This is a genomic window from Photorhabdus sp. P32 (genome assembly GCF_038085095.1).
GTDB classification, from domain to species: Bacteria; Pseudomonadota; Gammaproteobacteria; order Enterobacterales; family Enterobacteriaceae; genus Photorhabdus; species Photorhabdus luminescens.
Genome location: NZ_JAZGJN010000183.1, coordinates 1 through 12,997 on the forward strand (window position 1 = coordinate 1; position 12,997 = coordinate 12,997).

The window sequence follows — 12,997 nt, forward strand, 5'->3', positions numbered from 1 at the left end:
ACTATCGCTATGATGCCTTCGGACGACGGACGGAAAAACGGTGTATCCAGACCGGTAAGCTGATCACGTATTTGTGGGACGGCGATGTACCGGCGGAAATCCGCGAGTATCAGCACGGCCGGCTAAAAATGATCCGCCATCTGGTGTTTGACGGCTGGGAACTGATAGCGCAGCAAACGCAGCAGTTTACGCTCAATCTGGACAACCGGGTGGAACTGATGGCCGGAGAGGTGCAGACCCAGTATGCGGTCAGCGCCCCGACCGGGGAGCCGCTGGCGCTGTTCGACCCGGCAGGGAAACGGGTCTGGCGGCGACCGAAGCAGTCCCTGTACGGGCTGCGGCTGGGCGGACAGGCAGAGAATCCCGAACTGGACCCGGGCCTCCGATTCGCCGGGCAGTTATGGGATGAAGAGTCGGGGCTTTGTTACAACCGGCACCGCTTTTACTCACCGGAAGGCTGTTGTTACCTCAGTCCTGACCCGATTGGGTTAGCCGGTGGCCTTAATCCTTACAGTTACGTGCAGAATCCGACGGGCTGGATCGATCCGCTGGGATTGGCGGTGTGTCCAGAAAGGTATACGCGGTATAAGGAGTTTAGAAAACAAGGAAATACTGCATTAGGTGCGGGCAAATTATCAAAGAGTAAAGGTGGTTCATGGGGAAAATATTTAACTAAATTGACGGGTACTACCCCACCTCCAGGAATGTGGAGACCACATGCGCATCATATAGTTTTCCAAAAAGGTCCTACTGCGGCTAAACCATATATTAAAGATAGCCAGAGAATTTTGAGAGAAGCCGGGATTGACCCTAAATACGGAATTGAAAACCTAGTATGGGCGCCAAACAAAAATCATAGTGTAGAGGCAGCGAAAAAAGTTAATGATGTATTAAAAGAAGCGGTATCTTCGGGCAGATCAGTAAAAGATGCCTTAGCAGAACTAGGTGAATTATTCGCAAAAGATAAAATATTATAGTGCTGGAGTATATCTATGGATTTTCTAAAGTTAGAAAAAGACATTATTGACAGTGTTGCCAATGCTATAAAGCATATAAAAGAGAAGGATTATTGGGATGATATAAATTCTTTCTGTTTATATACAGATGAAAGTCTTATGTCACTTTCTTTACTATTTAATACAAATACGCACTTTCAATCAGTAAAAAATGACGAATATCCTCTAACGTACAAGTACAGTCCAGCAGAATGGTTTAGTGAGACTATTTCTGAAGATGATGATGAGTATCTGTATAAAAACATTGCTTTTTCTTCCGTATCATCACAAATGATGGCATTTTCCATGAGTGATGAATTTGAAGAAGATGAAGATGAAGATGAAGATGAAGATGAAGATAGAGATGATGTTATTAAAGCGTGCTTGAGTGCAATCAGACATTGTATCGATGAGAATATATTTCAAAAGCCAAAATCAATAATATATTTATTTATGATGAGCGATGGTTATGATGAAATGGAAGTATTGACTTGGAATAAATCATTGAATGAACCCTCTATCAAAAAAGAACTCACTGAATGGGTTAAAAATGAATTATAAAAATAGCTCATTTACAAATATATAGTTGTGGTAATTTTGATAACGCTAGCATAATTGCTAGCGTTATTTCTTAAGGATAATATAGAAATATTTATTCCATTTTATAATCCCCAATCAGTTCCCGCATCCGTAGCTTAATTTCACTAAGCTAACGTTGCGCTGTAAGGCTCCGGTGAACTCACCTTGCGTTGTCAGATAACAACAAAATGGGATGTTAACTGAAGGGATGACCCGGCCAGAAGAGCAGCTCATTCAACCGATTATGTGGTGAGCACCCATCAGGGAACGGTGCGGGAAATTCTGACGGAAGAGGGGAAACTGCTCTGGGCGGGCCGGCTAGCTCACCTAGAGCAAGCCGGAGTGCTGGCCGGAGCTGACGGTCAATGACCCGTGGAACCTTACGTGTAATCTGCGGTTTTGTGGTCAGTACGAAGACAGGGAAAGCGGTTTGTTTTATAATCGGCACCGTTATTACGAGAGTGAAACAGGCCAGTACTTATCGCCAGACCCGTTGAACTTAGCCGGAGGAGTAAATCCTTACAGTTACGTGCATAATCCGGCGAACTGGATTGATCCGCTCGGATTAGAGGGATGTTCAGGGGCTGAATCTCAATCACCATCAGACTTTGCTAGAAGCTGGCAAGGACAAGGCGATTATCCCGGCGTTGATCGTTTCCGAGATATCACAGTCAAGAAAGGCACAATATTGATGGCAGGTGCACCAGGCCAAGGAAGTTTCTACACAACCGTTAGAGCGGTTGAGAGGAGTGGATACTCTAAAGAAGGTGTGTTTAAAGGATTACAGGTAATACCCCATAAAGATTTCGGATATAGGCCGGGTATGACAGCCTATAGAGTTCTAGAAGATACACCTGCTGCCTTTGGTATAGTGAGAGCTAACCCTCATGCTGGTCCCGGTGGACTACCTCAAATAGTTATTAAAAAATACGATGGGATTTTAGAGCCTTTATATTCGGTGAAGTTAAAATGATATACGCTAATGGTAATGTGAATTTAAATGGAATAATAATTAATCCATTAATTAAAAAAGATATTTTTCTAGAAAAAACATCAGAGCTTAATCCAGAAAAAATTTATATTTTTGGAAATAGAATCCGTTATTCTATCGATAATATATTGTTTTTAAATGTAAACTATATTGTCAGCGCTGTTTTTCAGGATGAATTTCTCATTTATATTGAATTGCTTCCGTTCGATAAGGAAATAGAAAATAAAATCAATGTATTTACCAATGAAAACCAAATGAGAAATAAATTGATCAATGATGATTTATTAAAATCACTATTTGGTTCATCAAAGAAACTTTATTTTCCATGGGGAAGTATTGAGTCTATAGCAGATACTAGATCAGGTATGTCATACATATCTATTTCTTATAAACACGATAATCACTGAGTTAGATATGAATAGCCGGAAAGATCCGCGTGATCTTCCGGCCTTCTTCTGATCTTGATCTACCGTGGTGCATACCCTCGGTAAGCCAACGCCGATCGGAGCTTACCGAGGGTATCCTTAATCTGATACGCTTCCTCATTCACCGCGCAGGCGCGTATCTCCGCCCAGTTCAGCCGTGTGCTAAGGCCAGTGCTTCAAAAATGAAATTTTCTTTATCCATGATCAGGACAATATTATTGAAATGACGCTTAATGATGCTTTTCATCCACATGAAGAAAATATGATTTTAAAAACAATAATCAAATGGATATGAAAAATAAAATTTTGTCAGGACATTTATCTACAACCAAATGTGGGAGAGTAAATTAATGAATTGTTATGTATTAATGAATGATTATAATTCTTCACTCATGCCAAGATATCTTCATGCTATAGTAGATACCGAGAAGCAAATTAATGACAAATGGGATTATGAAGGCTCCAGGCATAATATGCCTTATTATCTATTAGATAAGTAACGCCCTAATACTTTGTATTTATTATGTAATAAAAATATTAGGAAACTGGGATTTAATTATTATCAACACAATATGACTCATATCCTATCTGATAGATTTCTCGATATTATCAATGAATTTAAATTAAGCGTTCATGTTTTAAAGAAATTAATTGCGACATCTATTAAATATGGAAGTTTAATTCCTCATAAATTATCTTTTCATAATGAATCATTAAATTATGATATTTTTTCAATACGAACTACTTTATTAGCAGGATTTATCTTTATTTCAGAAAAAGTAGCTAACAAATTCAGTAAAGAAAACATCAAAGGAATAAAGCCAATTAAATTAGATGAAGTCTTGAATCACTATTGTGTAAATTTTAGGTACGACATTAAAGCTAATGTCAAAAAAGGGAAAATAAAATTACCCTAAGCTAATAGCAAAAAGCCAAAAAGATCCCCGTGATCTTTCAGCTTTGTTATTTTTATATTTAAAATAAATAGCTTACAGGGTTAGACTTATATATTAAATATATAATTTAAATCAAAAAAATATAAAATAAATAAGAAGATAAATAAAGAAATAATACAGAAAAATATAAGATTCATAGTAAATATATACATAGGCTATATTTTAGCTATTTTATTCTGTTTTCTCTCTGAAACAGCAAAAAGCCGGAATCGCTTCCGGCCGGCTTCTTACCAAGGTGAATACCCGTGCGTAATGCTCCGGTGAACTCATATTTTAATTAACTCTCATTTAAATCTAATTTCTCGGTTTTGTCATAAATACTTAATACATCTTTCCATTTTATCCTTAACTGATTTCTTTTTTTTACTTTAGACAATCCTCCCTGGTACTTTATATTAACTCCCGGATCATAATATATTTTACTTGATTCAAGTGCACTTAGAAATTTAGTAAGACTAGCACCTGTAGCTAGTACAATTTGGGGACCAAACTTATAGTATGGGATATCATCATTTTTTACATCATACGAAACAAAACACGTTTTAGAATGTTTCCGTTTCCAGTGATCTAATAATTTTCCGAAATTCCAGCCAGCAGCAATATTACCATTTATACTCCTAAGTACTAATCCACCATCAGGATCTATAATTTTTTTCTTATCAAAATCATATCCTTCAAGATATAAAGTCAGCTTCGTTTTTTCATTTAACAATCCGATTTTATGTATACTGGCAAAATCGACTCTATCCTCTTTTTTACTGGATGCATAATCACTCATAAATTTATGTAAACTTTCTATGTATTCCCCTTTATTTGGTTCTGGTGTCATTAAAGTTACAACGCTTCCTGAATGTGTTTTTAATTCCCAACCAGAAAAATCAGGCCCAGATCTGCCATTTGGTATAATTCCAAATAAACTTTCCAGAGTAAAACCTGCCCCATTTCTTGCTCTATATTCAATTACATTACCATTTTTATCCAGTCTTTGCGATTTAATAAAACCATAAGAATAAATTTCCTTCAAACGAGTTATAAGATCACTACGACTGTCTTTAATATTAGAGTAATATTCATAAAAAACAGAGAAAACAGGATTCATTAAATTTTTATCTATTAATTCTCTGAGCTCAATGGAAAGAGCGTCTTCCCAAGAGCTCATATAAGCAAAAACCATGTCTTCACATATACCAAGAATTAAATAACGATTCTTATCACATCTATTTATTCTTTCCTCTTTCGTTGGAGGTTGCATTAAATGAGATGGTGATATTGAACAACCTTTTATAATTCCCGACAGGCGAATTTCTGGATAGTTAGGATATAAAATAATTTGAGAGCCATGTGCCTGTTCTTTACAACTGTCAGTATTTATCCAAAATAAATTTAATGCGGCCTTAAATATCGCACCTTTTTTTGACATACCAGCACTTTGCAGTTCACCAACAGGAATACCCTGCATGACAGAAAAATCCGTTCCTAAATATATCTGCTGTTTAGAATTGTCATTGTTTGTAAGTGGCTTAACTATAATTTTTTTAGCTCCTAAATCCTTCATGACAACTGATATTTTATCTATATTTATCAGTTTATTAGCCATCTTCTGCTCCATCCATTAATCATAATCTTTCTATAGATTAACTCTATTAAAGCAAAAATAGAATGCCACACAGAAGAATAGATTATTTTTCAAACAAAATAAATTATAAGTGGAAGCGATTTAGTATGTAATGTAACTGTATCTTACAGAAAATAGTCAAAAAACACTTTTAATTCAAATAACTATTCATTTTTCTATAAAAGTATTTTATGTATCCCCACTGTATCAATTTCCGCATGAGTTTCACTGGCACATAGCCATTCTTCAATTCTTTCTGACAACTCATTATCTGTCAGTTTCAAACGTCCTCTCAAAGTACATTCCCAAATAACTAATATCTTCCAGCTATTATCCGAAAGAGAGCTCATAACAAATTGATCTCTTTTGATATTTTTCTCAATTTTATCTAACCAGAATTCAGTTCGGGTTGCTGGAGTTTTGAAGAGATGACAATTATGCCCATGCCAGAAACATCCATGAACAAACAAAACAGCCTGATATTCATCAATAACGAAATCAGGCTTACCCGGGAGCTCCTTTACCTGCACTCTATAAGTTACCCCAAGGTCATGGAGAATTTTAACGAGCTTTTTTTCTATGGCTGTATCACAGTTACGAATTGCTCTCATATTTTTACTACGAGTGGATGGATCGTGAACATCAGCCATAATTTACTTATGCCGCCTGATCTTTGTTTATCTGCTGTTGTTTCACTGCTTCCGCTATATAAGGCGCTAATAATTTAGCAACAGCTGTAAATACAGGCACAACAACTGAGTTTCCAAACTGTCGATAAGCTTGTGTATCTGAGACCGGAATATGAAATGTTTCTCCCTGAGGAGACTCAAATCCCATTAGCCGTGCGCATTCTTTCGGTGTTAAACGACGCGGGCGATTTTTCTGGTTATCTGGATTATCAAAATCCTGTTCCCCAAGTTTTTTATTCCATCCCCGGTCAATAAGGATTTCTGAGCCATCTTTATGGTAACGCGCAGAAAGCGTGCGAGTAACGCTATCCTTATTGTTGGGATCTATAAGGCCAAATCCAAAGCCATTTCCTTTAGCCTGATGTTTTCTGGCATAATTATATAAATATTTCCAGAGATTAGGTGTAAGAATATATTTACTGTCAACTTCTGGTTCAAGTAAATCCTCAAGTGCCAGTCGTTCTTTCGGGAAATATCGACTAATATCTCTAAGTGTAAATCCCTGATGAATATTCAGATCTTTTCGAAAACCAACCAACACAATCCGTTCCCTATGCTGAGGCAAAAAATATTTTCCATCAATAATTTTGGGATCATTCGGTCCCATGATATCAGCGTCAGCAATAGCGTATCCTAACTCATTCAATGTATTCATAATAATACGGAATGTTTTGCCTTTATCATGACTTTTTAAGTTCTTAACGTTTTCCAGAAGAAAAATAGCAGGTTTTTTGGCTGTAATAATCCTAGCCACATCAAAAAAAAGAGTTCCCTGTGTATCGCACTCAAACCCATGAGCACGACCAAGAGAGTTCTTTTTCGAAACACCTGCTAACGAAAATGGCTGACATGGAAAGCCTGCCAAAAGAACATCATGATCTGGAATTTCTTTATCAATATTTTTATAAGCTTCTTTTTCATCTATTTTGGGGTTTCCACTTAATGTTATTTCACGAATATCAGAATTAAATTTATGGGACTCCGGATCACAATACCAGTTTGCTTTGTAAGTTCGAACAGCATCTTTGTTCCACTCGCTGGTAAAAACACACTGGCCGCCAATTTCTTCAAAACCTTTTCGAATTCCTCCAATCCCTGCAAAAAGATCAATGAAACGGAAACCATATCGAGGATGATTTTTGGGTGGTTCAGGAAGCATTTTTTGGAGCATAGCAACCTCAACTTCTGTTAACAATTTTTGGACTGATTTTCCGTTAAACCAGCGATTTAAGGTTTCACGAGTCCAGTCGTTATAACTTACTTTACGCAAAAGTTCTGCAATAGTTTTTTGATCATAAGACTCAAAAAGTCGCCCCATCAGCTTTTTATCTTCTGCCAACTTTTGCTGCTGAAATAACTTTGATTTTTCATGAAGATCCTGGGCATAAGAAAAAAATTCTTTCATTTTATTTATCCGTAAAATACTTTATTTAGTGAAATATTATCACTCAATTGACCCAGATGAAAGATGTTTGTGGATATTTATACAGTTATTTACTTTACTCAGTGATTCAATCTGACCATTTTAATAGATTAAGACACTATTTTCAGACGAAATCCTCTATCCATCATCTTCAATCCAAAATAAAAACATTATTCAAATAACCAAATATCATTAAGTTACAGATTTTTTATCCAATAGCACGAGATTGAATAACTAAATGACTAATAAGACCCGGCTGGCAGTTTAAACAGACTCACCCGCTGGAAACCCTGTCTGCCCGCTGGCTGGCGACGGTTATCAGAAAAACTACCGGGCAGGGGACGAGGTCCTGGCGCAGGCCAGAACCTTCCTGTCGGTTCCGCCGCCCAAAGGCGAAGACCGCAACGGGAATTTACAGCTGCCCCTGCTCAATCCTATCCGCGAGGCGACGCTGGCCTACGGGGATTACCATCATAAAGGGCTGCTGGCGGATATGGGGCTCTATCAGGGCGCGGATATCGGCCCGTATGTGGAAAACACCTACCTGCAACTGCTGTCTCAGCGCTTCCTGCCCGCCTTAATGAACGGCCTGCTGGACGACCTGAACCGGGCGCCTAAAGGCAGCGAAGAAAAACTGGAAGTCCTGCGCATCATGCGGATGCTGGAAGACGGCAGCGGCCGCAATAAAGCGCTGGTCGAGCAATATATGCGGACGCGCTGGAGTCGGGCTTTTAACGGTCAGCGGCCGTTACAGGCGCAGTTACTGACTCACCTGGACTATGCCCTGGACCACACTGACTGGCGGGCCGCGCGGGAGGCGGGCGATCAGGCCGCCATCAGCAGCTTTGCGCCTTTCAAACTGCCGCTCATGCAGGCCGAGAAAGAACTGAGTCAGCTCTCTATTTATCAGCGCGTCTATCAGAACCTGCGCATTAAAGCGCAGGATTCACTGCCGCCGCCCCTTAACCTGCGCGACCAGATCGGCCCGAGCTTTGACAGCCTCTTTATTGCCAATAATGACAGGCAACTGATTATCCCGCAGTTCCTGACGATAAACGGCCTGAACAACTACTTCGTCAAACAGGACGACCAGCTGATCGACCTTACGGTCATGGACAGCTGGGTGCTGAACCTGTCGCACAACGTGCAGTACAGCGACACCGACCGCCAAGAAATCCAGCGACAAATCACCGAGCAGTACCTGGGGGACTACACCGCCACCTGGCGCGGGGCCATGAACAATCTGGATATTCGTGATTTTACCGATATCCCGCAGGCCATCAGCGCCATTGAACAGGTCATCAGCGGCGAACAACCCATCAGCCGCGCCCTGCAAATCCTCAGCGACAACACCCGTCTGCCGGTGATTAACGAGACGCTGCCGGCCAAAGAACAGCAGCAGTTACGCGATGCCCCCGATTACCGCCTGCGGGTGCGTATTAACCGGGAATTCGCGCCGGAAACCGCGGTGCTGGTGGAATACGGCGACAAAAACAGCACCTTACAGGAGGTTTATCAGAAACTGGTGGAACTGCACCGTTACCTGCTGGCCATTCAGAACGCGCCGGTACCGGGTAAAGCCGCCCTGAACGCCGTTCAGCAGCGGCTTGAACAGAATAACAGCGACCCGATTTTCGACGTGCAGCAACTGGCGAAAAACCTGCCGGCGCCGCTCAACCGCTGGGTCGGCGAACTGGCCGAACAGACCTGGCGGGTGGTGATGATGGCAGCCGTCAGTTCGCTGGAAATCGAATGGAGCGACACCGTGGTCAGACAGTACCAGACCTACCTGGCCGGACGTTATCCGTTCGACCCGGCAGCCACCCAGGATGTGCCGCTCAGTGAGTTCGACCGCTTTTTCCGCCCCGGCGGCACGCTGGATGCCTTCTATCAGCAGAACCTCAAACCGTTTGTGGAAAACAACCTGACCCACAGCGCCGACGGCAAACAACTTATCCGCCCGGATGTGCTGGCGCAACTGAAACTGGCCGACCGTATCCGCGACACCTTCTTCACGCCGCAAAACGGTCTGGGGACCCAGTTCGCCATTGAGCCCCTCAGCCTGACCGGCAATAAACGCCGCAGCCTGCTCAATCTCGACGGCCAGCTGCTCGATTATGCCCACGGCCGCAGCAGCATTGCGCACCTCATCTGGCCCAACTCGATGCGGGCCGGGGTGGAAAGCCAGCTCACGCTGATACCGGACGCCAGCGGCAAATCCCCGCGCGCCATCCGCTTCACCGGCCCGTGGGCGCAGCTGCGTCTGATTAACAGCGGCAAACTGACCAACGTGCGTCAGGATTCGTTTGACGTGCGGTTCACGGTGGACGGAGGCGACATGACCTACCGTATCTACGTAGACGAATCTGACAACCCGTTTGCCGGCGGCCTGTTCAGTCAGTTCAGACTGCCTGACACGCTGTATTAATGGCAAATTTTATTCATTGCAAAATAGCAACCCATCCCTGTCCTCCGCGCCGGCGGAGGCAGGCTAAAGGATGAACGGCCATGCGTGAACACCCTGAAAACCTGATTATCCGTGCCGGCGGCAACCCGATGCATCTGCCGGCGTTCACGGCAATCCGCGAAGAAATCAACAAAATCAACCACCCGTCTCAGCCGGCAGTGAACTGGCAACTCATTGAATCGCTGGCCCTGACGCTGTTTCGCACCCACGGCGTCGATTTGCAGAGCGCGATTTACTACACCCTGGCCCGCATGCAACTCAGCGGTCTGGCGGGCTTTACCGAAGGCTGCGAACTGCTGGCCGGGGTGATGGTCAGCCAGTGGGACGCGCTGTGGCCGCCGCAGCCGGCGGTCCGTACCGACATGCTGGACTGGTTTAACACCCGCAGCGGCAACGCCTTACGCCAGCATGATTACACTCCCCGCGACCTGCGGATGATTTACCGGGCCGAGCGGGCCTTACAGCTCATCGTCGACCAGCTCCAGCAGTCCGACCTGAAACGCCTGCCGAAGGTCGAAAACCTGCTGTGGTTCTTCCAGAACACCGCCAAAAAACTGGAACAGACCCGACTGCTGCCCAAACCGGCCGCCAAACCGGTACAGATGCCGCCGCTGGTTTATCTCGCCGGCACTGAACCGGCGCCGCCTGAACCGGACACGGACGACAGCATGAGTGATGACCGCAGCCAGCCCAAAGTGCAGGTCCGTTTCCCTGAACCCCCGCCGCGACCGATGAGCGCATTACAGGGGTTCGGACTGGGCGTATTACTGGGGGTGTTTGTCCTGACCGGCAGCTGGCTGGGCCTTTACCGGCCCTTACAACAGCAGATGACGGCCATCACCGGCACCCCGGACGGGGCCAGACTGGCCTGGCTGTCTCATCCCGACCTGCAAACCTACGCGCAGCAGTTAACCCGGTTAGCGGACACCTCCCCGCTGGTCGTCCTGCAACAGGCTGAGCAGCTCACCGGCACGGCGCAAAAAACCTGGCCGCAGGACAGCCGGCAGCAGCATGAAACGCAGCGCTGGCAGCAGCTCCAGGCTATCCGGCTGGAGACTGCGCCGGCACCCGGCAGCTGGCGCCAGACCCGGCATCAGCTCCAGCTGCTGGCGGACAAAATCCTGGAACAGGAGCGCAACCGGGGCAGTTTCACCCTCTCTTACCTGAAAACCGCGATTTATCAGATTCAGCACAGCCACAACCGTGACGTTCCGCTGGAAGAGCTGCTGCGCCAGCTTGCCGCTGCCGTCGAACAGGGGCAGGCCGTCTCCCCGGCGCTGATAAAAAAGACCGACGACCGTTTTAACGCCCTGCTCAGCCGGTACTACGCGTTGCAGCAAGCCGCCGGACTGACCGCAGCCCCTGAACAACACCGCCCGTAAATTCAGAGAAGGAACCCTTATATGTCATTTCAGCCCAAAAAGACCGCCGGCCACCTCGCGCAGCACATCGCCGACCGCCTCAGTTCCCCCGACGCCGGCGGCTTACAGTTCACCCTCACCGCCGGCGGACTGCCGCCGCACACCTTTGTGGTCTCCGCCTTCACCCTGAACGAAGCCTTCTCCACCCCGTTCACCCTGACCGTCAGTTTAGCCAGCGCCGACCCGGCCGTCGATTTCGCCGCGGTGCTCGACAACCGCGCCACCCTGACCATCCTGCGCGCAGGCAAAGTCGAACGCACCGTCACCGGCATGGTCGCCTGCTTTGAGCAGGGCAACACCGGCAAACACCAGACCGGCTACAAAATGACGATCCGGCCCGATATGTGGCGCACCACCCTGCGCCAGAATTCACGCATTTTTCAGCAGCAGGATATCCAGACCATTATCACCACCCTGCTCAAAGAAAACGGCGTCCGGGATGTGGCGTTCAGTCTGCGCAACCCGCACCCGGAACGGGAGTTCTGCGTCCAGTACCGGGAAACCGATTTTGCCTTTCTGCAACGGCTGACCGCCGAAGAGGGTATTTTTTATTTCTTTGAATTCAGCGGCAATAAAAACACCCTGGTGTTTGCCGACGATGCCGGCGCCGTGGTCAAAGGCCCGGTACTGCCCTATCACCCCGGCGACGCCGAACAGGCCCGGCAACTGTGCATTACCCGGCTGACCCGCCAGGCGCAGGTGCGACCGGCGGCGGTGGAACTCAAAGATTACACCTTCAAAAACCCGGCCTGGGCGGCGGAGTTCCGTCATCAGATGCGGGAGCAGGACCTCCAGCATACCGGCTATGAACACTTCGATTTTCCCGGCGGTTTCAAAGACGGGCAGCACGGCGCCGATTTCACCCGCTACCGGCTGGAAGCCCTGCGCAATAATGCCCTGACCGGTGACGGTGAAAGTAATGCCGCCACCATGCAACCCGGCGTTCTGTTCACCCTGACCCACCATCCCCGGGACGACCTGAACCGGCTCTGGCAACTGGTCGGCGTCATCCATCACGGCAGCCAGCCGCAGGCGCTGGAACAGGCCGCCGGGGAGAGCGGCACCGTGATGAGCAACAGCTTCACCTTCATTCCCTATAACCAGCACTGGCGCCCGGCCCCGTTACCCAAACCGGTCGTGGAGGGCCCGCAGATAGCGAAAGTGGTCGGCCCGGAAGGCGAAGAAATCTACTGCGACGCATACGGCCGCATCCGCCTGCAATTCCTCTGGGACCGCTACGGCCGGAGCAACGACAACAGTTCCTGCTGGATACGGGTCACCCAGCCCTGGGCCGGTCAGGGCTGGGGCATGCTGGCGATACCGCGTATCGGGCAGGAAGTGGTGGTGGACTTTCTTAACGGCGACCCGGACCAGCCGATAGTCACCGGCCGCACCTACCATGCCGGCAATCTCCCGCCGGGCGCCCTGCCGGGCAG

The 12,997-nt window shown here is 46.1% G+C and carries 9 protein-coding genes and 3 pseudogenes; 8 read left to right on the forward strand and 4 right to left on the reverse strand.

What is annotated here, in order from left to right; translation table 11 throughout:
* The 4 genes and pseudogenes from V2H77_RS02240 to V2H77_RS02260 form a co-directional block, all read left to right on the forward strand.
* Nucleotides 1-575: pseudogene (locus V2H77_RS02240) on the forward strand (RHS repeat domain-containing protein); the annotation flags it as partial.
* 417 nt (nt 576-992) lie between these two features.
* On the forward strand, nt 993-1,556 hold the full coding sequence (locus V2H77_RS02250; protein WP_341497495.1) for a DUF4303 domain-containing protein: 564 nt from the start codon (nt 993-995) through the stop codon (nt 1,554-1,556).
* 448 nt (nt 1,557-2,004) lie between these two features.
* Nucleotides 2,005-2,547 carry an RHS repeat-associated core domain-containing protein gene (locus V2H77_RS02255; RefSeq protein WP_341497496.1) on the forward strand — a complete coding sequence of 181 codons (543 nt, stop codon included), beginning with the start codon at nt 2,005-2,007 and terminating at the stop codon, nt 2,545-2,547.
* Nucleotides 2,544-2,972, forward strand: a complete 429-nt coding sequence (locus V2H77_RS02260) for a hypothetical protein (protein ID WP_341497497.1) — start codon at nt 2,544-2,546, stop codon at nt 2,970-2,972. The genes V2H77_RS02255 and V2H77_RS02260 overlap by 4 nt, the downstream gene beginning before the upstream one ends.
* Nucleotides 2,973-3,031: 59 nt before the next feature.
* On the opposite strand, the gene V2H77_RS23570 is transcribed toward V2H77_RS02260, so the two are convergent.
* Nucleotides 3,032-3,145: a DUF7706 family protein gene (locus V2H77_RS23570; RefSeq protein WP_430200107.1), complete on the reverse strand. Its 114-nt coding sequence runs from the start codon at nt 3,143-3,145 to the stop codon at nt 3,032-3,034.
* A gap of 213 nt (nt 3,146-3,358) precedes the next feature.
* On the opposite strand from V2H77_RS23570, the pseudogene V2H77_RS02265 reads away from it, so the two are divergent.
* Nucleotides 3,359-3,907 (forward strand): annotated as a pseudogene (locus V2H77_RS02265) (Imm43 family immunity protein).
* Between the two features lie 316 nt (nt 3,908-4,223).
* On the opposite strand, the gene V2H77_RS02270 reads toward V2H77_RS02265, so the two are convergent.
* The 3 genes from V2H77_RS02270 to V2H77_RS02280 all read right to left on the reverse strand — a co-directional run bounded on the left by V2H77_RS02270 (nt 4,224) and on the right by V2H77_RS02280 (nt 7,655).
* Nucleotides 4,224-5,543: an MvaI/BcnI family restriction endonuclease gene (locus V2H77_RS02270; RefSeq protein ID WP_341497499.1), complete on the reverse strand. Its 1,320-nt coding sequence runs from the start codon at nt 5,541-5,543 to the stop codon at nt 4,224-4,226.
* A gap of 194 nt (nt 5,544-5,737) precedes the next feature.
* The gene (locus tag V2H77_RS02275) at nt 5,738-6,211 is read right to left on the reverse strand and encodes a very short patch repair endonuclease (RefSeq protein ID WP_341497500.1); all 474 of its coding nucleotides are present in this window, start codon (nt 6,209-6,211) and stop codon (nt 5,738-5,740) included.
* 7 nt (nt 6,212-6,218) lie between these two features.
* Complete coding sequence (locus V2H77_RS02280) at nt 6,219-7,655, reverse strand: DNA cytosine methyltransferase (protein WP_341497501.1); 1,437 nt, start codon at nt 7,653-7,655, stop codon at nt 6,219-6,221.
* 334 nt (nt 7,656-7,989) lie between these two features.
* Between V2H77_RS02280 and tssM the strand changes: the two are divergent.
* The 3 genes and pseudogenes from tssM to V2H77_RS02295 form a co-directional block, all read left to right on the forward strand.
* A pseudogene (tssM, locus tag V2H77_RS02285) lies at nt 7,990-10,101 on the forward strand (type VI secretion system membrane subunit TssM); the annotation flags it as partial.
* Between the two features lie 80 nt (nt 10,102-10,181).
* Entirely contained in the window at nt 10,182-11,522 is a 1,341-nt protein-coding gene (locus tag V2H77_RS02290) for a VasL domain-containing protein (protein WP_341497502.1), read from the forward strand.
* Nucleotides 11,523-11,543: 21 nt separating this feature from the next.
* The coding region (locus V2H77_RS02295; protein ID WP_341497503.1) for a type VI secretion system Vgr family protein at nt 11,544-12,997 on the forward strand (1,454 nt) is incomplete at its 3' end.

Bases quoted from the DNA above. Each gene is read 5' to 3' on its own strand.
- V2H77_RS02260 (WP_341497497.1), top strand. From the start codon at position 2,544: ATGATATACGCTAATGGTAATGTGAATTTAAATGGAATAATAATTAAT.
- V2H77_RS02270 (WP_341497499.1), bottom strand. From the start codon at position 5,543: ATGGCTAATAAACTGATAAATATAGATAAAATATCAGTTGTCATGAAG.
- V2H77_RS02290 (WP_341497502.1), top strand. From the start codon at position 10,182: ATGCGTGAACACCCTGAAAACCTGATTATCCGTGCCGGCGGCAACCCG.
- V2H77_RS02275 (WP_341497500.1), bottom strand. From the start codon at position 6,211: ATGGCTGATGTTCACGATCCATCCACTCGTAGTAAAAATATGAGAGCA.
- V2H77_RS02280 (WP_341497501.1), bottom strand. From the start codon at position 7,655: ATGAAAGAATTTTTTTCTTATGCCCAGGATCTTCATGAAAAATCAAAG.
- V2H77_RS02250 (WP_341497495.1), top strand. From the start codon at position 993: ATGGATTTTCTAAAGTTAGAAAAAGACATTATTGACAGTGTTGCCAAT.